This is a genomic window from Cryobacterium sp. TMT2-17-1, assembly GCF_004402765.1.
GTDB lineage: Bacteria > Actinomycetota > Actinomycetes > Actinomycetales > Microbacteriaceae > Cryobacterium > Cryobacterium sandaracinum.
This window is the reverse complement of sequence record NZ_SOGC01000046.1, coordinates 140,746-162,993: the sequence shown is the minus strand read 5'-3', so window position 1 is coordinate 162,993 and position 22,248 is coordinate 140,746. Positions and strand designations below refer to the sequence as shown.

Sequence of the window (22,248 nt, the reverse complement as noted above, 5' to 3'; positions counted from 1 at the left end):
TTGTTAGTCTTCAGACATCGCTTTTCGGCGATGAATACGCACCTGCAACCTCGGTTAGGCCAGAAAAATGAAGCTCAAGATCCTGTCGGCGGTATTACTCACAGCGCTCACCGTGTCGCTGGCCGGCTGCTCCGCGAGCACCGACACCGACGACGCAACCACCACCGGCGCCGACACCTCGCTGTCCTCCGTCATAGACGCGGGCGTGCTCATTATCGGCACCGAGGGCACGTACCGCCCGTTCACCTTCCACGAGGGTGGCTCCGGCGCACTGGCCGGCTACGACGTCGAGATCATCGAGGCCGTCGCAGCCGAGCTCGGAGTCACGGCCAAGTTTGAGGAAACCCAGTGGGACGGCATCTTCGCCGGCCTCGAGGCCGGCCGCTTCGACGTCATCGCCAACCAGGTCACGGCCACCCCGGAACGCGTCGCCAAGTACAACTTCTCGACCCCCTACACGTTCTCGACCGGCGTGATCGTGGTCAAGAGCGACAACACCTCGATCACCTCCTTCGAGACCCTGGCCGGCAAGACCACCGCCCAGTCGCTCACCAGCAACTGGAACACCCTCGCCACCGAGAGCGGCGCACGTGTGCAGGCCGTCGAGGGCTGGGCCCAGTCGGTCGCCCTGGTCGAACAGGGCCGCGTCGACGCGACCGTGAACGACAACCTTACCTTCCTCGACTACCAGAAGCAGACCGGCGCCACCGGGCTCAAGGTCGCCGCGAACACCGACGAAAAGTCCGCAACCTCGTTCGCTTTCGTCAAGGGAAGCACGGAGCTGACGGACGCCGTCGACGCGGCCCTCGAGAAGCTCGCCGCCGCCGGCACCCTGACGTCGATCTCGGAGAAGTACTTCGGGTCCGACGTTTCCCAGTAACCCCGTCCAGCCATGAACCAATCCGCCTGGGACCTGTTCTGGACCTCGCTCGGTCCCATCGTGCAGGGGGCGATTCTCGGCACCATCCCGCTGGCGCTCGCCTCGTTCACGATCGGTCTGGCGCTCGCGCTCGGGCTGGCGTTGATGCGCCTCTCCCGGCGCCGGTGGGTGTCCGGCATCGCCCGGGTCTACATCTCGATCGTGCGCGGTACCCCACTGTTGGTCCAGTTGTTCGTGATCTTCTACGGCCTGCCGTCGCTGGGCATCCTGATCGATCCGTGGCCGAGCGCTGTGATGGCGTTCTCGCTCAACGTCGGCGGCTACGCCGCCGAAGTGATTCGGGCTGCCATCCTCTCGGTGCCCAAGGGACAATGGGAGGCGGCCTACATGATCGGCATGTCGCACCGTCGCGCGCTGACCCGGATCATCCTGCCGCAGGCCGCCCGTGTCTCGGTTCCGCCCCTGTCGAACACCTTCATCAGCCTGGTCAAGGACACCTCCCTCGCCTCGCTGATCCTGGTCACGGAGCTGTTCCGCGAAGCACAGCAGGTGGCCGCCTTCAGCCAGGAATTCATGCTGCTCTACCTCGAAGCCGCCCTGGTCTACTGGGTGATCTGCCTGGGCCTGTCCTCGGTGCAGAGCGTTCTCGAGAAGCGATTGGACCGCTATGTCCCCCACTGATCCGATTGATCCGACCGAACCGACGGCCCCGGATGCCGCGGCGACCTCCGACGCCCTGCTCCGCGTGCGCGGGCTCCAGAAGAGTTTCGGCGCCAACCAGGTGTTGCAATCCATCGAGCTGACGGTGGGTCGCGGCCACGTGCTCGCCCTGATCGGACCCTCCGGTTCCGGCAAGACCACCATCCTGCGCTGCCTGAACGGCCTGGAACTGGCCGACGGCGGAACGATCGACGTGGCCGACGAACTGTCGGTCGACTTCGCAGCCATTCCGGGGAAGAGTCAGCGTGCGGCTCTGCGCGACCGGTCGGCCATGGTCTTCCAGCACTACAACCTGTTCCCGCACAAGACCGTACTGGAGAACGTGCTGGAGGGGCCCGTGGTGGTGCAGCGCCGCCCGAAGGCGGAGGTCGAAGCGGAGGCGCTCGCGTTGCTCGACCGCGTGGGCCTCAGCGCCAAGAAGGACAGCTACCCGTTCGAACTCTCCGGCGGCCAGCAGCAGCGTGTGGGCATCGTGCGCGCGCTCGCCCTGCGCCCGCAGCTGCTGCTCTTCGACGAGCCCACGTCATCCCTCGACCCGGAACTCGTGGGCGATGTTCTGCGCCTGATCAAGGAACTGGCGGTGGAGGGCTGGAGCATGGTGATCGTGACCCACGAACTCGAATTCGCGCGCGAGGTAGCCACCGAGGTGGCCTTCGTCGACGGTGGCCGGATCGTCGAGCATGGCGACCCGAATCAGCTGCTGCGCCACCCGAAGGAGGAACGCACCCGGCAGTTCCTGCACCGGCTGCTGTTCCCCTTCTAGGTGCACATCCAGGCGTGGGGCCGACCTCGCCGGGCAGCGGCTCAGCCCCTCACCTGTCCGTCAACTCTTGTGCCCGGAGTCGGGCTGATCCGCTGGTTCAGTCTCGGAATGATCCGCTGCCCGGAGTGAGCCGGCATGAGCTCGCACCGTGGGATCCTGGCGTGTCTTGATCAGGCTGGCGACCGTGGTCACGGTCAAGACCACACCGATGACGATCAGGCTGAGATTCGTGCTGATCTCCGGCACTCGGCCATCAAGGCCGTGTGCCCAATGCAGAACGAGTTTCACACCGATGAAGGCCAGGATGAGGGACAGGCCGGTCGACAGGTAGACCAGCCGGTCGAGGAGCCCCTTGACGAGGAAGAAGAGCGCACGGAGCCCGAGCAGCGCGAAGGCGTTGGCGGTGAAGACGATGTACGCCTCATCGGTGATTCCGAAGATCGCCGGGATCGAATCGAGTGCGAACAGGAGATCGGTGCTGCCGATCGCTATCAGCACGATAAACAGCGGTGTCACCGCGCGGCGGCCGGCGCTCCGCGTGAACATTCGACCGTCGACATAGTCGTCGGTAACGGTCAGGCCCCGACGGGCCACCCGGACCAGTACGTTGTCTTGCACGTCAGGGTCGACGTTACGGTGCCGGAAGAGCTGTACGGCTGTGAAGATCAGCACCAGACCGAAGATCAGGAACATGAATGAGAACAGCGAAAGCAGGGCGGAACCCAGTGCAATGAAGATCGCCCGCAGAATGAGTGCCAGGAGGATCCCGAAGATGAGAACTTTCTGCTGGTATTTTTCCGGGACCGCGAAGGTCGACATGATGATCACGAAGACGAAGAGGTTGTCGATGGACAGGCTCTTCTCAACGATGTACCCGGCGAAGTATTCCGCGCCGAACCCCCAGCCCACCTGCGCCGCGAAAACGAGACCGAACAGGATCGCGACCGCGATGTACAGCACCGACGAGAGTGCGGCCTCCCGAAACTTGACGACGTGCGGCCGGGCGATGGCCAAACCCAGGTCCAACGCGAGCAGACCCAGAATGACGGCGATGGTGAGCGTCCAGCGGAGCGCAGTTACTTCCAGCAACTGTGACCTTCCTGTCGTGTCCTCAGCGAGAATTTCAGCGTGAGCCTACTCATAAGAGGAACCAAATAAGCATGAACGTCAACAGTATCCTGCCTCTGCTGCTGTCCCCCTTCCGGGCAAGCGGCCTGCCCTGCTAAATCCCCAGCTCGTCCGCACTATTCTTTTCCAGTGACTTCAACAGCGATCTCTCCGGTGGGCTCCGACTCAGCATCGCCCTCCACCTTCCGGCAGCTTTCCGGTCTGCTGCGGATCGGCATGGGACTGCTGCTCCTCGCGAGCATCATTACGCAGATCACCGACCAGCTCTGGAACGACGCCTTCGTGGCGACCGAGTATTTCGGCTACTTCACCATCCAGTCGAGCCTGATGAACGTGGTCGTGCTGCTCGTGGGAGGTTCCCTCGCCCTTCGTCGAAGCACGGATTCCCAACTCCTCACCGGGGTGCGAATGTCGGTACTCACCTACGCGGTCGTCACCGGGGTCGTCTACAACGCGCTGCTGCGCAACGTCGTCTCCGATGGCTTCATCGGTGTCGGCTGGCCCAACGAGGTGTTGCACGTCTGGGCGCCGATCTTCATCGCGCTGGACTGGATCCTCTCGCCCGGGCGCCCGGCCCTGGCCTGGAAGCGCCTCGGTGTTGCCCTGATCTACCCGCTGGCTTGGGTGACTTACGCCGTGGTGCGGGGCACCCTGACCGGCTTCTACACCTATCCCTTCCTCGAACCGGCCCAGCCGGGCGGCTACGTGACCGTGATCTTCTACGTGCTCGGCATCGCGACCTTCATCACCGGTCTCGCCGCGGCCGCAATCGCCGCGAGCCGCCTCCGGCCACAGGTTTTGACGACCGAACCTGTGGCCTGATCCGCTGTCGCGGTCAGATCGATCGCGTTGGCGGCGCGAATGTGCTGAACGCGGCGATCATCTCGTCGACGCTGTGCGCCGCGGTCGACGGATGCCGGAACGGCCGGTTCCGCTCGATGCTGTAGTGATTGCGCCGCCCCACCCGTTCGCGGCGGATGTAGCCGGCCGTGACCAGGTCCGCCATGATGCTCAGCGCCGCCCGGGTTGACACCCCTACCGTGTCGGCGAGCTCCTGCACCCGCGCATCGGGGTTCCCCGCGATAGCCAGGAGCAGGTGCGCGTGGTGGGTGAGGAACGTCCACGGCTTGCCGGGGGCATCCGTCGGTCCAGGCGGCGGAACGGGCGGCGGTTCGGGCAGCATCTCGGTCATCGGAGGGTCTCGTTCACCTTCTTCTGCTCAGCCTTCTGTTCGGCCTTCTGCTCGGCATTCTGTGCCTTCTGCTCGGGCGTGCGGGCCGATCGGCGCCAGACCGGCTCCATCTGGGCGAGTTCCTCAGGGGTGGCCTCGCGGAACGAGCCGACGGGAGCGGCCTCGAACTCGCGCCGCCCCTGGCCCCGCGTGGCCCGGAGGCTGAGCATGACCGACACCGCGATGATCAGCGCGATCACAGATAGGGAAACGGTCGTCGGGATGTAGAAGACGTCGAGCAGCAGCATCTTGACGCCCACCCAGATCAGCACCAGCGAGAGACCAATCTTCAGGTAGACGAATCGGTGCATGAGGTCGGCGAGCAGGAAGTACATCGCCCGGAGGCCGAGGATTGCAAAGGCGTTGGCGGTGAAGACGATGAACGGTTCACTGGTGACCGCGAAGATGGCCGGGATGGAGTCCACGGCGAACACGACATCCGTCACCTCGACGAGCACGAGAACCGCCAGCAGCGGTGTGGCGAGCAGAATGCCGTTCTTGCGCACGAGTAAGCGCTGGCCGTGGAACGTCTCGGTCATCGGGATGAAGCGGCGGAAGAGGCGCAACACTTGGGATTTCTCGGGGTGCGCGTGCTCGTTGCGGGTGCGGATCATGCGGTAGCCCGTGAAGATCAGGAACGCAGCGAACACGTAGAGAATCCAGGAGAAGTTCTCGATCAACACGGCGCCCGCGGCGATGAAGATGCCGCGCAGCACGAGCGCACCGAGAACGCCGAGGAACAGCACCCGGTGCTGGTACTGGCGCGGCACCGCGAAAGCGGCGAAGATGATCGCCCAGACGAAGACGTTGTCGACCGCGAGGGACTTCTCGATCAGGTAGCCCGCGTAGTACTGCTGCCCGAACTCGGCCCCGGCCGTCACCCAGATCACGACGCCGAAGGAGATGCCGATGAGCACCCAGATCACGGACCAGATCGCGGCTTCGCGCACTCCGATCACATGGGCCTTGCGATGGGCGAACAGGTCGACGGCGAGCATGACGGCGATGATGCCGAACACCGCCAGCCAGGCGTAGAGGGGAACGTCCATGGGGAATGCCTTCCAGTCACTGCTTCGACTGGAGGTCTGGTCCAACCCGGATCGGGTCCCTGTGGCCGGGCTCCGATGACGGAACCGTAATGACGACCACACGCTGGGGATTACTCCCCTCCGAAAACAAGTGAAGCATACTTCACCCTTTGGCGCAAACAGCGGGGTTGACTGCGGCGGTTGAGCACTTCCGCCGCCGCGACTACCGCGCACTGGAACAACGGAGGATCCCATGACGGGTTTTGTCGACAAAATCGAGGACGCGGCCATCCGCAACTCGAATTTCCGCCAGGTGCTGTACACCGCCCGGGGGCTGCAGCTGGTCGTGATGGCGCTGGAGCCGGGCGAGGACATCGGGGAAGAGGTGCACCCGGATCGAAACCAGTACTTTCGGGTGGAGAAGGGCAAGGGCGAGATCTGGATCGACGGCACCAAGACGAAGATCAGGAAGAACTCCGCCATGGTCGTGCCGGCCGGCGCGCGGCACAATGTGCTCAACACGGGCGGCAAGGTGCTGCGGCTCACGGAGCCGAAGCCGAAGCAGAATTCACGCCAGGCGAAGCCGTCCGCCACGCAGGCTACGGCAAAGCCGACGTCGAAGACGGCCGCCAAGCCCGCCGCGAAGACACCACGCAAGCCGGCGGCAAAGCGCCCCTCGACGAGGGCGCGGTCCGCCGACACCAGCTAGCTGAGTGCGGCCTAACGAATTCGACGGAGATTTTGAGCATTTCGGGCTGAAACGGATGTTTGGGGCCGGTTTTGAGCAAAATCTCCGTCGAATTGGTTCGAGACCGCCTGGCTGGCGCCTAGCGGGTCCGGGCTCCGGCAGGCGCCGGCCGCACCCGCTGCGCCTGCAGCGTGCGTTCCCGCATTGCGAGGAAAAGCGGGAAGGTGAAGGCGAAGGCTGTCAGACCCGAGAGCACCACGTAGAGCCAACCCCGCTTCATCCCGATCCGCCTGGCCTCGACGATGATCAGGATGCTGCCGGCCACCGCCACCACCAGCAGGTCAACGGTCAGTGACGACACCGCCGGACCGCTGTTCACCCAGTCACCGACGAAGTCGCGTAGCTGCACGATCGCCAGCAGGTTGAAGGTCCAGGTGCCCACGAGGCCGCCGAGGCTGAGCGCCAGGTAGACGGCGGCGAGCGGGGTCCAGTTTTTGGTCATACGTCATTATTGCCGCCCGGTAGGGTCGAAAGCCGACCCTGGGAGCACCATGCCACACGCATCTCGCAAGCCTGCGTCAACCCGCAGCCGGCGTTCCAGGCGACGGCCCGTCACCGCCCTGATGGTGGTCCTGCCGCTCCTGGCTTTGGTCTGGGCGATCGTGGTCGGCGTGCCCGGCGTCACACCGGGCGAGACATCCGTTCCCTTCCCGGTCGGATCCACGGCCGCGGCCCCGGTGACCGGCGACGCGGCCGACCTGCTCGCCACCCTGCCGGTCAAGGGCAAGGCCGCGAAGACCGGCTACGACCGCACCGGCGAGTTCGGCTCCGCCTGGCGCGACGTGGACGACAACGGCTGCGACACCCGCAACGATATCCTGGCCCGCGACCTGGCCGCGATCGTGACCGACGCGTCCTGCCGGGTCTTGAGCGGCCAGCTGCTGGCGCCGTACACGGGCGAATCGGTGTCGTTCGAGCGCGGCGAGACCACCTCGATGCTCGTGCAGATCGACCATCTGGTCGCTTTGTCGAACGCCTGGCAAACCGGCGCCGCACAACTGACCCGGGAAGAGCGGATCGCCCTGGCCAACGACCCGCTGAACCTGCTGGCCTCCGACGGTGTCTCCAACTCGCAGAAGGGCGACGGGGACGCCGCCACCTGGCTACCCGCGGAGAAGTCGTTCCGCTGCGAATATGTGGCCCGCCAGATCTCCGTGAAGGCCACCTACGGCCTATGGGTGGCCCCGGCCGAGCACGACGCCATGGTGCGCGTGCTCGCGACCTGCCCCGGCCAGCCTGCCTACTCGGCCACGCCCGGTCTGGACTAGTCCCGCGCCGGCACAGCACGAACCGGCACAGCCCGGCTACACCGACACGAGGACCTCGTCGATCTCGCTGAAGCCCTGGTCGGTGACGGTGATGACCAGCTTGGCCGGGATCTGCTCCTTCATGGAGTCGACATGGCTGATCAGACCGATGGTGCGGCCGCCGGCGCGGAGACCGTCCAGGGTGCTCATCGCGGTTTCCAGGGTGGCGCCGTCGAGGGACCCGAAGCCCTCGTCGACGAACAGGGTGTCGAGGGCGATGCCGCCGGCCTGGTTCGACACGATTTCCGCCAGCCCGAGGGCGAGGGCCAATGACGCCAGGAACGTCTCGCCGCCGGAGAGCGACTGGGTGGGGCGGGCCCGCCCGGTGTGCGCGTCCCGGATCATCAGCCCGAGCCCGGACTGGCCACCACGGAACTGCACCGAGTCGTCGTGTTCGAGGGTGTAGCGGCCCCCGGTCATGGTGCGTAGCCGGTTGTTGGCCGCTGCAATGATCTGCTCGAGCTGCGCGGCGAGAACGTAGGTCTCCAGGCGCATCCGTTTCGTGTTGGGTTCGTCGCCGTGCACGGCCGCCGCCAACTCCCTAACCTGCGTCTGCGTGGACAGAAGCTCCGCGCCGGCGTCGAAGTGCACGCGGGCATCCGTGACCAGGCCGGTCATGACGGCCACCCGCTCCCCCAGGGAGCCGCGTTCGGCCAGCGCCGCATCCCGTTCCGCCGCCGCCGTCACCAGGGTTTCCCGGGCCGGACCGACGTCGGTCAGGCCGGCGGGAAGACCCGTGAGTGCCGGTTCAGCCAGCACCGAGCGCGCCGCCGCGCGCGAATCGTCGTGGCCGCGGATCAGCTCTTCCAGCTGCCGCACGTCGGCGTCGTTCTGGTGGGCGGCGGCCACGTCCTGCTCGTCGACGAAACCTTCGCGGTCCAGCTGAGCCTGAACGGATGCGCCGGCGGCGTTCCGCAGGCTCCGGCGCTCACGGCTGTGGTCGAGGGCCTCGCCGAGGGCCCGCGCGGAGGCCAGCTCTGCCCGCAGCCGATCGACCCGGTGGCCCACCGAGGCGAAGTCGCCGCGCTGGGCGGACACTCGGTCGTCGATGGCCTGTCGGGCGCTGCGGCGCTCGGCAAGCTGCACGGCCGCCTCATCGCGGGCGGAGCAGAGGCCTGCCAGGGCACGGCCGGCCTCGTCGAGTTCGGCCCGCAGCCGGCTCTTGTCGAGGCCGAGCGCTGCCGCCCGCACGCCCGCGTTCACGGCCGCGGCGAGGGCCACCTCGGACGCGGCCATTTCGGCGACGATTTCGTCGATGGTGCGCTCCCCGGCCCGGGCCCGGGCCTCGGCCAGGTCGGTGGCCACGGTGCCTGCGGCGGCGTGCGTCTGATCGAGTCGGGTCTGCGCCTGCTTCAGGCATGCCCGTGCCGCCACGATGTCGGCTTCGGTGACCGGTTCTTCGTCGCCGGTGGCGGGAGCCGGATGCGCGGTCGAGCCGCACACCTCGCACGGCTCCCCCGGCACGAGGTGCGAGGCCAACTCGACGGCGTGGCCGGCCAGCCGCCGGTCCACAAGGGTCTGGTAGCGCACCGCCGCCGCCGCGTTCTCGCCGGCGGCGACCGCGTCGGCCCGGTGCGCCACCTCCAGCTCCGCGTCGAGACGCCGCACCTGGCCGGCCGCGCCCTCGGCCGCCCGCAGCCGCTCCGCCTGGGCGCGCGCCTCGGGCTCGCTTGCCGCCGCCAGCGCGGCCGCCGCCAGGGCCTCGTCGACGTCATCCATCCGGTCCGGCAGCTCGTCCAGGAGCGCCTGGGTCTGCTCGACGGATGCCACGTGCAGGGCGAGCTCCTCCTGCAGCGTCACAATCTTGGCCTCGATGCCGGGCAGCAGCCGTTCGACGTCGAGAACGTCCTTCAACGATCCGAGCCGGCCCAGGAGATTCTCGATGACGGCCTTGAGGCTCTCAGTCGTTTCCACCAGACCTGGGTCGTCCTGGTACTCACGCCAGGCGCCGTGCGCGTACGATTCGCCGACCAGGGCACGTTCGAGCGCTTCCTCCGCCTCCCGACGCGTGCGGAGCGCCGGCCACACGCGGGACGCCCGGTTCGCGGCCAGCACGGCCGCCCGGTCGAGGGCGACCGTCACCTGCCGGGCCTCGAGAACGGCCAGGGCCGAGTGGGCTTCGTTGCGGCGGTCCTGCTGGCTGCGCAGGTCTTCCTGGGCCTGCACGTCGGCGGCGGCCAACTCCAGCGCCGACGTGGCCCGTTCGGCCCCCGCCGACGCCTCGGCCAGCAGCTCGTCCAGCTCCGCCAGGGCGGCGTCGAACCAGGCCCGGTCGCGACTGCCGGGCGCGTCATCGGAGTCGTCGCCGGGCAGGTCTTCGCGCTGCAAGTGCCGGGACGCGGTGGCCGCCAGACCGGCCAGGCGCTGGCGCACGGATTCCAGCCCATCATCGAGCGACTTGCGCCGGCTGATCAGCCCGAGTTCGAGCTGCTCGAACCGGGCGGTGCCGAAGAGGGTGCGCAGCACCCCTCGCCGGTCATCGGTCTTGGCCAGCAGGAACCGCTGGAACCGGTTCTGGGCCAGCAGGATCACCTGCAGAAACTGGTCCTGCTTGAGCGGCAGGATGCGGCTGAGCTCGTGCCCGACGTCGACCGGACGGGTCGCCACGCTGCGCCAGCCCTCAGGGGTGTCCCGGTCGTCGTGCAGGTCACGGATGTCGAGGCGCGCGTCGGGCGGTGACATGGTCGTACCCGGGCCACGCTTCTTGTTCTTCTCGTACCTGGGTGTGCGGTAGATGCGGTAGTCGTTCTCGTGCAGTGCGAATTCCAGCTCCACGAAAGTAGGGTCATCCGGTTCGCAGTGGTCACTGCGCAGCTGGGACTCCGTTCCCTCATAGCGCGGCACGCTGCCGTAGAGGGCGAAGCAGACGGCGTCGAGGATGCTGGACTTGCCGGCCCCGGTCTTGCCGGTGATCAGGAAGATTCCATCGGCATCGAAGCGCTCGAAGTCGATCACCTGTTCGTTCTTGTAGGGGCCGAATCCGGCGATCCGCAGGCGTTTGATCTTCATCGGCTCAGCTCCCTCAGGTCACCCTCGGTGAGGAGTTCCGCCACCAGGTCTCGTTCGAAATCGGATTGGCCGACCCCGTTGCGCACGAACTCGAGGAACCCGGCGACAATCTCGCGGTCACTCTGGCGGTCGATGCGCTCACCGTAGCTGACGGCATCCGAGTCGACGACGACAGCGGGCCGGTGCTCGAGCGTGACGCAGTGCGGGAATCGTTTCTGCAGGCGCCGGATGCCGTCGAGGGGACGCACCTGGTCGGTCAGGATTGCCGACACCCAGTCGGGCTCGAACTCGGCCAAGGCGTCATCGGTCAGGAGCTGTTCGATCTCGCCGGTGAGCACGCTGAGTCGCCGCGGGACCGGAAGCTCGATCCATTCGATGTCGGCGGCAGGGCCGGCCTGGAGCTCGACCAGCCAGCAGCCCCGCGGTTTGCCGGCCTCCGAGAAGGAGTAGTGCAGTGGTGCTCCCGAGTAGCGCACGCGGTCGGTGAGGTGGGCCCGCCCGTGGATGTGGCCGAGGGCGACGTAGTCCAGTCCTGTGAAGACCGACACGGGCACCAGATCGAGGCCGCCCGCGGTGATGTCCCGCACGGTATCGGTCGCCGCGGCCGCGGGCACTCCCGCCGCGAAGCAGTGGCTGAGCACCACCGATCGCCCGCCGCGCACGGCCAGGTCATCGCGGATGCGCTGCATCACGACGGTGAGCACCTGCTCGTGGGTCTTGAGCGGTTCGCCTGCCGGCCCGTGAAAAACGCTGAGGTGCCGGACCAGCGCCGGCTCCAGGTAGGGGATGCCATAGAAGTGCACTGGCCCGTGCTCGTCCGGCACGGTGACCGGTTCGAGGAACTGCTCCGGCCGGGTCAGCACATGGACGCCCGCGAGTGCGGCCCACTCCGCCTGGAAGCCGAGGCGGGTGGCGGAGTCGTGGTTGCCGCTGGTCATCACCACCGTGGCCCCTGCCTGCTTGATTTCCCGCAGCACCGCCGCGAGCAGCGTGTAGCTCTCGGCCGACGGCATGGCCGAGTCGAAGATGTCGCCGGCCACCGCCACCACGTCGATCCGGCGCTGCCGCACCACCTCCACCAGCGCATCCAGCACCTGATGCAGGGCATCCAGGGTCGAATGGGTGTGGAAGGTTCGCCCGATGTGCCAGTCGGAAGTGTGCAGGATCTTCATGATGCTCACGCTATCGCCGACGGCCGACACCCGGCGGCACCCGGCGGCGCCGGGCAGCACCGGGCAGCACCGCGCAGAGGGTTCTTTGTTTGTCTTTGTTTTTCTTGACAAACAAAAACAAACACAGGTAAAGTTTTTGTATTCTACAAATTCGTGGTTTCGGCCACTCAGCGTCGAGGAGGTCGCCATGTTCGCCGAAGAACGTCAGGCCCTGATCGTCGATCTGGTCACCAGTTCGAACCGGGTCACGGTCAGCGATCTCGCCTCCCGCTTCGATGTCACCCCCGAAACGGTGCGCCGCGACCTCGACAGCCTCGAGGGCGCCCGCCAGCTGCGCCGGGTGCACGGCGGCGCGGTCGCGTTCGACCGGCAAAGCATGTCCGAGCTCAGCCTCGAAGAACGCCAGACGCAACGGCAGGACGAGAAGCAGCGCATCGCGGCCGCCGCCCTCACCATGATTCCCTCGAGCCAGACCGGCTCCGTCTTGCTGGATGCCGGCACCACGACCGAGCTGCTCGCCGACCTCCTGCTCGACTGGACCCCGGCAGCCCCCGGTGACGAACTCCTGGTCATCACCAACGCGGTGCCGATCGCCACGAAACTCGCCGGCAACGACGCCATCTCGTTGTATATCCTCGGCGGCCGCGTGCGCGGCCTCACCCGCGCCGTCGTCGGTCCCAGCACCATCGCCCAGCTCGATTCGTTGCGGCCCGACATCGCGTTCGTCGGCGCCAACGGCGTGCACGCCGAATTCGGTTTCAGCACTCCGGATGCCGTTGAATCCGCCGTGAAGACAGCCATCGTCCGTTCGGCCCGTCGTGTTGTCGCACTGGCCGATTCGTCCAAGCTCGACAAGGAAACCCTGATCCGCTTCGCGGCCCTGGGCGACATCGACGTGCTGATCGCGGACGCTCTCCCATCAGATGAACTTGCCGCAGCCCTGGCCGCGGCCGACGTTGAGGTTGTGATCGCGTGATCATCACGCTTACTCCGAATCCGAGCCTGGATCGCACCATCGAGCTCCGCGCCCCGCTGGCCCGCGGCGAAGTTCAGCGCGCCGCTTCATCCCGCGAAGAACCGGGCGGCAAGGGCGTGAACATCGTTCGCGCCCTCGAGGCCTCGGACATCCTGAGCCTCGCCATCCTCCCCGGCGACGAGTTGGACCCCGTTCTGGTGGCCCTCCGGGCCGCGGGGGTGCCCCACCTCGGCATGCCGATCGGCGCCACGCTCCGGAGCAACGTCGCGCTGACCGAGATCGACGGCACCACCACCAAGGTGAACGTGCCCGGACCGGTGCTGACCGCCGCGCAGCAGAGCGACCTGATCGAACTCGTGCTGGAGAAGGCGGAGGGTGCCAGCTGGCTCGTGCTGGCCGGATCGCTGCCGCCTGGAGTGCCCGTCGACTTCTACGCCGACATCACCCGGGAGCTCCGCAGCCGGTTCGGCGCGAGCGCCCCTCGGGTGGCCGTCGACTCGTCCGGCGCGCCCCTCGCCGCCGCCGTCACGGCCGGACCGGACCTGATCAAGCCCAACGCGGAAGAACTGGCCGAGCTCACCGGCATCCCCGACCCGGAGAGCCTCGAGGGCAATCCGGTGCTCGTGGCCCGCGCCGCCGAGCGTCTCGTCGCCACCGGAGTTGGCGCCGTGTTGGCCACCCTCGGTTCCCAGGGTGCCGTGCTGGTGACCGAAGACGGCGCCTGGCTCGCGAAAACGCCGCCGATCAACGCGCGCAGCACCGTCGGAGCCGGCGATTCATCCCTGGCCGGCTACCTGCTCAGCAGCATCGCCGGCGGCTCCGCCCCCGACTCTCTCCGCCAGGCCGCAGCCCACGGGGCCGCAGCCGCGTCCCTGCCCGGATCAACCGTTCCGGCACTGCACCAAACCAGACCGGGCGACGTCACCCTGACGTCGCTCAACACCCATCCAAAGGAGGATGTCCAGTGAGTGCACTGATCACCCCGGAGCTTGTCGCTCTGGATAAGAACCTCGGAGCCGCACCCTCGAGCGTAATCCGGCATCTTGCCGAGCTCGTCGTAGGCGCCGGCCGCGCCACCGAGATCGAGAGCCTCTACGCGGATGCCCTCGCTCGCGAAGCGAAGACGGCAACCGGCATCCCCGGCGGCCTGGCCATCCCGCATTGCCGTTCGGCAGCGGTTACCGAGCCGACGCTGGCGTTGGCCCGACTGACTTCGCCGGTCGACTTCGGCGCCGCCGATGGCCCCGCGGACCTCGTCTTCCTGATCGCCGCTCCCGAGGGCGCGGACCAGGAACACCTCAAGATCCTGGCCAAGCTCGCCCGCTCGCTGATGAAGGCCCCCTTCACCGCCGCGCTGCGCGCCGCGAAGACCCAGGCCGAAATCGTCGAACTGGTCACCAGCGTCGTCTCCCCGGCTCCCGTGGCCGCCGGCGGCGTCGTCGGCGCCGGCGCCAACGTCGGAAGCACGCCCGCCGCATCCGCCGGTGTCAAGCGCATCGTCGCTGTGACCGCCTGCCCGACCGGCATCGCGCACACCTACATGGCTGCCGAATCGCTCGTTGCCGCGGCGAAGGCCGCCGGCGTCGACCTGCAGGTCGAAACCCAGGGCTCGGCCGGCCTCACGATGCTCGACCCGGCCGTCATCGCCGCGGCCGACGCGGTCATCTTCGCCGTCGACGTCGACGTTCGCGGTCGCGAGCGCTTCGCCGGTAAGCCCGTCATCCAGGTGCCCGTCAAACGCGGCATCGACGAACCGGCCAAGCTCATCCACGATGCCCTGGCCGCGGCCCAGAACCCCAACGCCCGCCGCGTCGGCGGCACCGTCGGTGCGGCCGAGGCCGAGGAGACCAGCGAGCACTTCGGCCAGAAGGTCAAGCGCGCCCTGCTCACCGGTGTCAGCTACATGATCCCGTTCGTCGCCGGTGGAGGTCTGCTGATCGCCCTCGGATTCCTCCTCGGAGGCTACGAGATCACCGAGGTCGCCGACACGGTCACCCTGGAGAACAACCTGTTCAACCTGCCGGAAGGCGGCATGCTGACCTATCTGGGAGCGGTCTTCTTCAAGATCGGCGCGCTGTCGATGGGCTTCCTGGTTCCGGCCCTGGCCGGCTACATCGCCTACGCGATCGCCGACCGTCCCGGAATCGCCCCCGGTTTCGTCGCCGGTGCCGTCGCCGGGTTCATGGGTGCCGGTTTCCTCGGCGGCATCGCCGGTGGTCTGCTGGCCGGTGTCGCAGCCGCCAGCTTCGCCAAGCTCGACGTGCCGCGCTGGCTGCGCAGCCTGATGCCCGTCGTCATCATCCCGCTGGTCGCGTCGATCGTCGCCTCGGGCCTGATGTTCCTGGTGCTCGGTGGCCCCATCGCGCTGCTGACCACCGCTCTGAACGAGTGGCTGTCCGGCATGACCGGCGCCTCCGCCATCCTGCTCGGCCTGATCCTGGGCCTCATGATGGGGTTCGACCTCGGCGGACCGGTCAACAAGGTTGCCTACGCCTTCGCCGTCGCCGGTCTCGGCACCGCAACCATGGCCAACCAGGCTCCGTGGCAGATCATGGCTGCGGTCATGGCCGCCGGCATGGTTCCGCCGCTCGCCATGGCCCTGGCCACGGTGCTCGACCGCCGACTGTTCACTGTCGCCGAGCGCGAAAACGGCAAGGCCGCCTGGCTGCTGGGTGCGTCGTTCATCTCCGAAGGCGCCATCCCGTTCGCTGCCGCAGACGTGCTCCGCGTGATCCCGGCCTCCATGGTGGGCGCCGGCGTGACCGGTGCTCTCTCGATGGCCTGGGGCGTCACCTCGAAGGCCCCGCACGGCGGAATGTTCGTCTTCTTCGCCATCGACAGCTTCGCGCTCTTCGCCCTGGCGATCGCGATCGGAACCGTCGTAACGGCCATCCTGGTGATCGCGCTGAAGCGATACGCTCGAAAGACACCGTTGGTCACCGCGGACGCAGCAGCGCCCGCCCTGGTCAACGCTTAACCGCACGTCGGCCGCTCCGAGAAATTCGGGGCGGCCGACGCGTAGCATCAATAGCGCAGTATTTCTGCTGCGCAAGAATAGAGGTTGTCCCGTGCAGAATTTCACTGGTGTAGGCGTAAGCCCCGGCCGGATCATCGGATCCGTTCGCCAGATGCCCAAACCGATCAGCGAACCCCCGGCAGGTGAACGCCTGGATGCGGCGACTACGCCCGAAGTCGCAACGGCAGAGCTGCGGACAGCCTCCAAGGTGGTGCAAACCGAGCTTCAGCGTCGCGCCGAAGCCGCCACGGGCGCCAGCAAGTCGGTTCTCGAAGCCACCGCGCTGATGGCCACCGACCCGATGCTGATAAAAGCTGCAGTGAAATTAATCGTTACCGGAACATCCGCCGAACGCGCGATCTGGGAGTCCGGCGCATCCGTCGCCGAGATGCTGCACAACCTCGGTGGCTACATGGCCGAGCGGGCCACGGATGTCCTCGACGTGCGGGCCCGGATCGTCGCCGAGCTGCGCGGCGTCACCGCCCCCGGCATCCCCCAGTCTGACGAGCCCTTCGTGCTCGTAGCCGAGGACCTCGCCCCGGCCGACACCGCCACCCTCGACCCGAACAAGATCCTCGCCCTGGTCACCAGCGGCGGCGGACCGCAGTCGCACACCGCGATCATCGCCCGCGCCCTCGGCCTGCCGGCCGTCGTCGCCGCCGCCGGCGTCGACGCCCTCACCGATGGCACCGAGGTCTACGTGGACGGCGCCGCCGGAACCCTCCAGGTTGACCCCGGCGACGACGAGCGCACCGCCGTCACGGCGTGGGAGCACGTCGCGGCCAGCCTGTCCGTGTTCGACGGCACCGGCACCACCGCCGACGGCCACCTCGTTCCGCTGCTGGCCAACGTGGGCGGGGCCGCTGACGCGGTCAAGGCCGCGGCCGCCGGCGCAGAGGGCGTCGGACTGCTCCGCACCGAGTTCTGCTTCCTCGAGCGCGACATCGAGCCCACCATCGATGAGCAGGTCGTGGCCTACCGCGGCGTGTTCGACGCGTTCCCCGGCAAGAAGGTCGTCGTGCGCACGCTCGACGCCGGCGCCGACAAGCCTCTGCCGTTCCTCACCGACAGCACGGAGCCCAACCCGTCGCTCGGCGTGCGCGGCTACCGCACCGACCTGACCAGCCCCGGCGTGCTCAAGCGCCAGCTCACAGCCATCGCCACCGCCGCGCAGGCCTCCTCCGCCGTGGTCTGGGTGATGGCTCCGATGATCGCCACAGTCGACGAGGCCGCCGACTTCGCCGCCATGTGCCGCGTCGCCGGGCTGAAGACCCCCGGCGTCATGGTGGAGGTTCCCTCCGCGGCGCTCCGCTCCGCGAGCATCCTGACCGAAGCCGAATTCGTCAGCCTCGGCACGAACGACCTCACCCAGTACACGATGGCCGCCGACCGTCAGCTCGGAACCCTCGCCGCGCTGAACTCGCCGTGGCAGCCCGCCGTGCTCCAGCTGATCCAGCTCACCGTCACGGGGGCGATATACGAGGGCCACAACAAGCCCGTCGGCGTCTGCGGCGAAGCCGCCGCCGACCCGGTTCTCGCCGTCGTACTCGTCGGGCTGGGTGTCAACACCCTGTCCATGACGGCCCGGTCGATGTCCGCCGTGGGCGCCGTGCTGAAGTCCGTGACGCTCGAACGGGCGCAGGAACTTGCCCAGATCGCCGTTTCGGCCCGTAATTCGGACGAAGCGCGTACCCGCGTGCGCGCCGGATTGCCCATACTTGAAGAGCTGGGTCTCTAGCCGCTTCGGATTTACGTCGCATCGCATCATCGCCGGCGAGCCACCCCTTCGCCGGGCACCAATTAGGAGGAACCATGTCCGAACGTAAAGCCACCATCGCGAGCCGTGTCGGCCTGCACGCGCGCCCCGCATCCATCTTCGCGGCGGCCGTCGGCGATCTGACCCTCGAGGTCACCATCGCCCTCGAGGCCGACCCGGCCGAGGACGCGATGGATGCCTCGAGCATCCTGTCGCTGATGAGCCTGGGTGCCGCCAACGGCGACATCGTCGTGCTGCGCGCCGAGGGCGACGGAGCCGATGAGGCTCTCGAATCCCTCGTCAAGCTCCTCGAAACGGACCTCGACGCCGAGTAGCACCCCCGACCGAAGGCACCCTCAGTCCGCGCGAATCATGCCGGAGCGAGGGTGCCTTTTCGTGGGTCAGGCTCCGACGCCGGAGGTCAGGCCCGGTCGGGCGTGACCAGGGTGATGAACGCGCTCAACTGGGCCAGGCTCTCCACACTCGAGGGCAGGGTCTCGGTCAGGGCCGGCGAGTAGACCAGCCAGGCCGCCCACTGGGCACGGGAGATGGCCACGTTGAGCCGGTTTGCCAGGAGCAGGAACTCGAGGCCGCGCGGTACGTCCTCTGCTGCGGAGGCGGCAAGCGAGACCACGGCGACCGCCGCCTCCCGGCCCTGGAACTTGTCGACGGTGCCCACCGGCACGTCACCCAGGCCGGCCTGCACGAGGTGGCGGCGCAGCAGCTCGACCTGCGCGTTGTAGGGCGCCACGACGATCACGTCGCCCTGCGCCAGCGGTGCGCTCCGGCCACCGGATGTCCAGGGTCGGCCGAGCAGACCGGTCACCAGTGAGACCACGGCTTCGGCCTCCTCCACCGACGAGGTGGAATTGAACCGGTGCGGCACGGGCACCGGGTGCAGGCCCGGCTCCACAGCCTCGAGTCGGCGATCGGAGGGGTGCGAGCGCAGCCGCCCCTCGTAGGACAGCGCCGACACCGGAGCGCAGATCCTCGGATGCATGCGCCAGCTGGTCTTCAGAAAGTAGCCGAATTCCGGCGGGAGCACCTGGTGTCCGTCGCTGAGCCAGCCCAGAGCCGAGCCGTCTACCGGTTCGGGGTGCGTGCCCTGGCTGACCTGCGGCAGCTGTTGCGGGTCGCCGAGCAGCAGCAGGCGCTCGGCCGCGACGGCTGCTGCGATGGTGCTGGCGAGGGAAAACTGGCCGGCCTCGTCGATCACGAGCAGGTCGAGGGAGCCCCGCGGCACCCGGTCGGCGTTGCTGAAGTCCCAGGCGGTGCCGCCGAGCACCCAGCCGCCGGACTGCCCGGTGAACCGGGCGAAGGTCTTGGTATCCAGGAGGGTCCACGGCACCGGCTTTTTCTCGTCGCCCTTTTTCGCTTTCTTCCCGACCTGGCCGGGCTCCAGCCCCGCCTCGATTCCGGCGGCGAGTACGGCCCGGAGCATGTTCTCGACCGCGGCGTGGGACTGCGCGACGACGCCCACGCGCCAGCCGTGCCGCACGACGAGGTCGGCGATCACCCTCGAGCCGACGAAGGTCTTGCCGGTTCCGGGCGGGCCCTGCACCGCGAGGTAGGACCGGTCGAGCACAAGCAGGGTGTCCCGGATGGCGGTGCGCACATCCCCCTCACCGTCGCCGTCGCCGGCACCATCGCCCTCGCCGTCCCCGGCACCGGCACCATCGCCGGGGCGCGCCGGTGGCTGCACCAGGGGCTGCGCCGGCCCACTTGCCCCGAGCAACCGGGGCGGGCGTCGGCGCAGCAGGTCGAAGGCCGCGTCCGGCAGCGGTTCCGGCCACCGGGAGAGCACGGCGCGGCCCCACTCCGAGATCGCGGTCACCTGGCTACCGGCTGGCGGCGGGGTGCCGGGGGTGAGGGCGATCGGCATTTCCCGGTGGGCGGGTGCATCGCGTTCGAGCACCTCCTCGACCAAATAGACCGACTCGTCGATCACGTCGATGATGGTCGCCCTGTTGTGCGCGGTGCGCGCTCCGGGGGCGTCGCTGCGGCTGATCGGCGGGTAGGGCAGGTCGTAGAGCAGGAACGGCTGCTGCCCGACCGTGAGCGAACTGCCCGGCGCGAGTGCCCCGGTCAGGCGCAGTACCCGGCGGTCGAGCGACTGGCGGCCTTCCCGGTGCCAGCCCAGGTGCAGGGCTGCTGTTTCGACGATGAGTACGTCCCTGGTGTCCGCCCAGTCGTCCACGGGCGCGCCCAGGCGACTGTAGTGGTCCCACCAGAACGATTTCTGCTCCCGCCGGTGGTAGTCGATCGCCGCCGAGGCGAGGGCGAGCGCGGTCTGGTCGGCGGTGCGCTCGGCCGGCGGAACGTCGGCAAGCAGCGCGGAGAGTTCCCGGTAGACCGGGTCCGGTTCCCGCACCGGCAGGGGCACGCCCGCCAGGGTCGCCGGCGACGCTGCGGTGGCGCCCGGCTGCTCGGCGGCGCGGGCCAGCAGCCAGTCGCGCAGGCGCAGGGTGGAGCGGCAGTCGTACGCGTTGTAGCGGGCGATGTCCGTGAGAATCTGCTCTGCGGCATCCGTCTGTCCGGTGGCCAACAGGGTGCGCGAGCGCACGTATTCGGTGATCGAATCGGCGGCGTTGGCCACGCCCTCGCGTTCCTCGAGCCCCATGTAGAGCGGTTCGAGCTTCTTGAGCGAGTAGCTGCGGCTGCCGATGCGTAAGCCCTGCCGCACGATCGGGTAGAGGTCAACGAGCACATTCCGGCGCAATAGGTCGTCGACCGCTTCTTCGCCGACCCCGTGCCGGGCGGCAAGGCCGAGCAGGTGGGTGCGCTCGTAGGGGGCGTAGTGGTAGATGTGGAGCCCCGGATGCCGCGAACGGCGCTCCCGCACATACTCCAGGAAGTCGATCAGGGCCTGACGTTCCTCGGCGTGGTCGTGCGCCCAGAAGGTGCGGAAGGTATCGTCCGGCAGGGCCAGACCGAACAGATAGTCCAGCCCCCACTGTCCGTTGCCGGCCTCCTGGTAGAGCGGGTCACCCTCGAAGTCGAAGAAGATGTCCCCCGCGTCGGGTGCGGGCAGCGCCGCGAGGGCGGCCGGGTTGATGATCTCCCAGTTCAGTGGCCGGCCGGGAGCTCGGGGGGCGATCTGCAGCCGGGCCTGCCCCTGCAGGGTCGCTAGCGTGGCGTCTGACAAACCGGGGACGGGCTCGCGCCGCGCGGCGAGGTCGTCGATGGAGCGGACGCCCGCGGAGCGCAGCCGGGCGCGCTGGCTGAGCCGCAGGTTCGCGACCAGGAGCACGTCCCGGTGCTGCTGCACCTGCTCCTCGCACAGGTCACAGCGGCCGCAGGCGGCGTAGCGAGGGTCACCCCACGGGGTGGGTGCAGGGTCGGCGAGGCGTTCGTCGACCAGCCGCTCGAGGCGGGCGCGCCGGGCGCGGTAGACCGGCAGGATGTCCTGCAACCGGTGCGAGCTCGTGCGGCCGTCGCCGAGCAGAAGGTGCACGTTCTCCCCCGTCGGGATGCCCATCCGCTGCAACTGGTCGCTATACGCCGCCAACTGCAGCAGCGCCGTGATCTTCGCCGAGCGTGCCAGCTTCGTGTCGTAGACCTCGTAGGTCGCGGCATGGTCGGCGGGGTCGGCGGGGTCGCTCGGGTCGCCGCTCCCGGTGCGGATGATGAAGTCCGCGTAGCCCAGGAATCGCCCGTCGAAGAACGCAGCCTGGAACACCACCTCGGCCCCTGCGCGCAGGGCCGCCTCGCTCATTTCAACGGCGGAACCGATGTCGGCGAGGTCGCCACGTTCGATCTCGACGACGGTGCGGGCCGCGCGCAGCTGTTCGAGCATCCGCAGTTCGTGGGCGTCGCCCAGCGCGGCGGTGCGCTGGAGCATGGCGTCAGCGGCTGCCGGGGCGGCGTCGATGCGTCCCAGTTTCGCGTCGAGTCGGCGCAACAGTGCCCACTCGCACGCGGCCGCGGCGCTGAGGTCGCTCGCCGAGTAGACAACGGTGGCAGGGTCTGGCAGGAACACGTCGATCTCCTCTTTGCGCACGCACAACCACACCGGAAGCGCTGGTCACGGTGGTTTCGAGGCTAGCCGACACCACCGACCAGAACAGGGGGTGCCGCGCCCTTCCCCCTGCAGCCGTGCTCAACTAGGGTTGGCCTACACGCGGCAGACGAGGTTTTTGATGGCTGTCCGCGCGGCGGTTCACTGTTGATCCGATTCTGGCCGATTGCGGGCCCGATGTGCGACGACCGAGTGCCGTATCCCTGCAACCAAGCGAGAAGGAACACACCGTGACTGACAGCCAGAACCCCGTACCCACTGCCAACGCCACCGGCCCCGACGCCCACAACATCAAGGACTGGACCGACCTCGGCAAGGAGATGTGGTCCTACCTGACCGGCAAGAGCGCCGCCATCAACTACAGCTTCATCGACATGACGGTGGAGGTGCCGCGCGACATCGGCCCCGACGCCCCCCGTGCCACTTGGAAGCTGAACGGCACACTGCGGGTCACCACGAGCGAGGGTTCAGGCACCGAACCGCTCACCAAGTAGTC

Annotated in this window: 19 protein-coding genes; 12 read left to right on the top strand and 7 right to left on the bottom strand. The window is 68.1% G+C overall.

From position 1 onward, the window contains the following. Positions 1-67 precede the first annotated feature (67 nt). The 3 genes from E3O47_RS13930 to E3O47_RS13920 are packed head-to-tail and all read left to right on the top strand — an operon-like array spanning position 68 to position 2,363. Positions 68-880 (top strand): amino acid ABC transporter substrate-binding protein, encoded by an 813-nt coding sequence (locus E3O47_RS13930; protein ID WP_134420940.1) that lies wholly within the window; start codon positions 68-70, stop codon positions 878-880. Positions 881-892: 12 nt separating this feature from the next. Continuing rightward, complete coding sequence (locus E3O47_RS13925; RefSeq protein ID WP_104099661.1) at positions 893-1,561, top strand: amino acid ABC transporter permease; 669 nt, start codon at positions 893-895, stop codon at positions 1,559-1,561. Then, on the top strand, positions 1,548-2,363 hold the full coding sequence (locus E3O47_RS13920; protein WP_134342010.1) for an amino acid ABC transporter ATP-binding protein: 816 nt from the start codon (positions 1,548-1,550) through the stop codon (positions 2,361-2,363). Before E3O47_RS13925 ends, E3O47_RS13920 begins: the two co-directional genes overlap by 14 nt. Before the next feature lie 60 nt (positions 2,364-2,423). On the opposite strand, the gene E3O47_RS13915 is transcribed toward E3O47_RS13920, so the two are convergent. Further along, positions 2,424-3,452, bottom strand: coding sequence for a TerC/Alx family metal homeostasis membrane protein (locus E3O47_RS13915; protein ID WP_104099663.1), 1,029 nt, complete (start codon positions 3,450-3,452; stop codon positions 2,424-2,426). Between the two features lie 168 nt (positions 3,453-3,620). On the opposite strand from E3O47_RS13915, the gene E3O47_RS13910 reads away from it, so the two are divergent. After that, a complete protein-coding gene (locus tag E3O47_RS13910) occupies positions 3,621-4,313 on the top strand; it encodes a Pr6Pr family membrane protein (RefSeq protein WP_134375084.1) in 693 nt (230 codons plus the stop codon). 13 nt (positions 4,314-4,326) lie between these two features. On the opposite strand, the gene E3O47_RS13905 is transcribed toward E3O47_RS13910, so the two are convergent. Next, on the bottom strand, positions 4,327-4,683 hold the full coding sequence (locus E3O47_RS13905; protein ID WP_134420938.1) for a winged helix-turn-helix domain-containing protein: 357 nt from the start codon (positions 4,681-4,683) through the stop codon (positions 4,327-4,329). Next, positions 4,680-5,771 carry a TerC family protein gene (locus E3O47_RS13900; protein WP_104099665.1) on the bottom strand — a complete coding sequence of 364 codons (1,092 nt, stop codon included), beginning with the start codon at positions 5,769-5,771 and terminating at the stop codon, positions 4,680-4,682. Before E3O47_RS13900 ends, E3O47_RS13905 begins: the two co-directional genes overlap by 4 nt. A 232-nt stretch (positions 5,772-6,003) precedes the next feature. Between E3O47_RS13900 and E3O47_RS16830 the strand changes: the two genes are divergently transcribed. After that, on the top strand, positions 6,004-6,459 hold the full coding sequence (locus E3O47_RS16830) for a cupin domain-containing protein (protein ID WP_134420936.1): 456 nt from the start codon (positions 6,004-6,006) through the stop codon (positions 6,457-6,459). Positions 6,460-6,577: 118 nt separating this feature from the next. Here the strand turns inward: E3O47_RS16830 and E3O47_RS13890 are convergent, their stop codons facing one another. After that, a complete protein-coding gene (locus E3O47_RS13890; RefSeq protein ID WP_104193930.1) occupies positions 6,578-6,940 on the bottom strand; it encodes a DUF2834 domain-containing protein in 363 nt (120 codons plus the stop codon). Positions 6,941-6,989: 49 nt separating this feature from the next. Here E3O47_RS13890 and E3O47_RS13885 point away from each other — a divergent pair, with 49 nt between their 5' ends. Next, positions 6,990-7,766, top strand: coding sequence for an HNH endonuclease family protein (locus tag E3O47_RS13885; protein WP_104099136.1), 777 nt, complete (start codon positions 6,990-6,992; stop codon positions 7,764-7,766). Between the two features lie 36 nt (positions 7,767-7,802). Here the strand turns inward: E3O47_RS13885 and E3O47_RS13880 are convergent, their stop codons facing one another. Both E3O47_RS13880 and E3O47_RS13875 read right to left on the bottom strand, forming a co-directional pair. Next, positions 7,803-10,814: an AAA family ATPase gene (locus E3O47_RS13880; RefSeq protein WP_134420934.1), complete on the bottom strand. Its 3,012-nt coding sequence runs from the start codon at positions 10,812-10,814 to the stop codon at positions 7,803-7,805. Beyond that, on the bottom strand, positions 10,811-11,986 hold the full coding sequence (locus E3O47_RS13875; RefSeq protein ID WP_134420932.1) for an exonuclease SbcCD subunit D: 1,176 nt from the start codon (positions 11,984-11,986) through the stop codon (positions 10,811-10,813). The genes E3O47_RS13880 and E3O47_RS13875 overlap by 4 nt, the downstream gene beginning before the upstream one ends. Before the next feature lie 187 nt (positions 11,987-12,173). Here E3O47_RS13875 and E3O47_RS13870 point away from each other — a divergent pair, with 187 nt between their 5' ends. From E3O47_RS13870 to E3O47_RS13850, 5 genes are all read left to right on the top strand, one after another. Continuing rightward, positions 12,174-12,962, top strand: coding sequence for a DeoR/GlpR family DNA-binding transcription regulator (locus E3O47_RS13870; RefSeq protein ID WP_104099255.1), 789 nt, complete (start codon positions 12,174-12,176; stop codon positions 12,960-12,962). Next, positions 12,959-13,930, top strand: a complete 972-nt coding sequence (locus tag E3O47_RS13865; RefSeq protein WP_134420930.1) for a 1-phosphofructokinase family hexose kinase — start codon at positions 12,959-12,961, stop codon at positions 13,928-13,930. Before E3O47_RS13870 ends, E3O47_RS13865 begins: the two co-directional genes overlap by 4 nt. Beyond that, positions 13,927-15,939, top strand: coding sequence for a fructose-specific PTS transporter subunit EIIC (locus tag E3O47_RS13860; RefSeq protein WP_104099253.1), 2,013 nt, complete (start codon positions 13,927-13,929; stop codon positions 15,937-15,939). The genes E3O47_RS13865 and E3O47_RS13860 overlap by 4 nt, the downstream gene beginning before the upstream one ends. Positions 15,940-16,030: 91 nt before the next feature. Beyond that, on the top strand, positions 16,031-17,716 hold the full coding sequence (ptsP, locus tag E3O47_RS13855; RefSeq protein WP_134420928.1) for a phosphoenolpyruvate--protein phosphotransferase: 1,686 nt from the start codon (positions 16,031-16,033) through the stop codon (positions 17,714-17,716). Positions 17,717-17,790: 74 nt separating this feature from the next. Next, the gene (locus E3O47_RS13850; protein ID WP_104099251.1) at positions 17,791-18,069 is read left to right on the top strand and encodes an HPr family phosphocarrier protein; all 279 of its coding nucleotides are present in this window, start codon (positions 17,791-17,793) and stop codon (positions 18,067-18,069) included. A gap of 86 nt (positions 18,070-18,155) precedes the next feature. Here the strand turns inward: E3O47_RS13850 and E3O47_RS13845 are convergent, their stop codons facing one another. Further along, a complete protein-coding gene (locus E3O47_RS13845) occupies positions 18,156-21,713 on the bottom strand; it encodes a TM0106 family RecB-like putative nuclease (RefSeq protein ID WP_134420926.1) in 3,558 nt (1,185 codons plus the stop codon). Positions 21,714-21,982: 269 nt separating this feature from the next. Here E3O47_RS13845 and E3O47_RS13840 point away from each other — a divergent pair, with 269 nt between their 5' ends. Further along, positions 21,983-22,246 (top strand): hypothetical protein, encoded by a 264-nt coding sequence (locus E3O47_RS13840; protein ID WP_174720110.1) that lies wholly within the window; start codon positions 21,983-21,985, stop codon positions 22,244-22,246. The last annotated feature ends 2 nt before the right edge of the window (positions 22,247-22,248 follow it).

What these genes read in the sequence shown, in the direction of transcription:
- E3O47_RS13850 (WP_104099251.1), top strand. Translation starts at nt 17,791, where the DNA reads ATGTCCGAACGTAAAGCCACCATCGCGAGCCGTGTCGGCCTGCACGCG.
- E3O47_RS13870 (WP_104099255.1), top strand. Translation starts at nt 12,174, where the DNA reads ATGTTCGCCGAAGAACGTCAGGCCCTGATCGTCGATCTGGTCACCAGT.
- E3O47_RS13885 (WP_104099136.1), top strand. Translation starts at nt 6,990, where the DNA reads ATGCCACACGCATCTCGCAAGCCTGCGTCAACCCGCAGCCGGCGTTCC.
- E3O47_RS16830 (WP_134420936.1), top strand. Translation starts at nt 6,004, where the DNA reads ATGACGGGTTTTGTCGACAAAATCGAGGACGCGGCCATCCGCAACTCG.
- E3O47_RS13930 (WP_134420940.1), top strand. Translation starts at nt 68, where the DNA reads ATGAAGCTCAAGATCCTGTCGGCGGTATTACTCACAGCGCTCACCGTG.
- E3O47_RS13875 (WP_134420932.1), bottom strand. Translation starts at nt 11,986, where the DNA reads ATGAAGATCCTGCACACTTCCGACTGGCACATCGGGCGAACCTTCCAC.
- E3O47_RS13900 (WP_104099665.1), bottom strand. Translation starts at nt 5,771, where the DNA reads ATGGACGTTCCCCTCTACGCCTGGCTGGCGGTGTTCGGCATCATCGCC.
- E3O47_RS13880 (WP_134420934.1), bottom strand. Translation starts at nt 10,814, where the DNA reads ATGAAGATCAAACGCCTGCGGATCGCCGGATTCGGCCCCTACAAGAAC.
- E3O47_RS13890 (WP_104193930.1), bottom strand. Translation starts at nt 6,940, where the DNA reads ATGACCAAAAACTGGACCCCGCTCGCCGCCGTCTACCTGGCGCTCAGC.
- E3O47_RS13905 (WP_134420938.1), bottom strand. Translation starts at nt 4,683, where the DNA reads ATGACCGAGATGCTGCCCGAACCGCCGCCCGTTCCGCCGCCTGGACCG.
- E3O47_RS13925 (WP_104099661.1), top strand. Translation starts at nt 893, where the DNA reads ATGAACCAATCCGCCTGGGACCTGTTCTGGACCTCGCTCGGTCCCATC.
- E3O47_RS13920 (WP_134342010.1), top strand. Translation starts at nt 1,548, where the DNA reads ATGTCCCCCACTGATCCGATTGATCCGACCGAACCGACGGCCCCGGAT.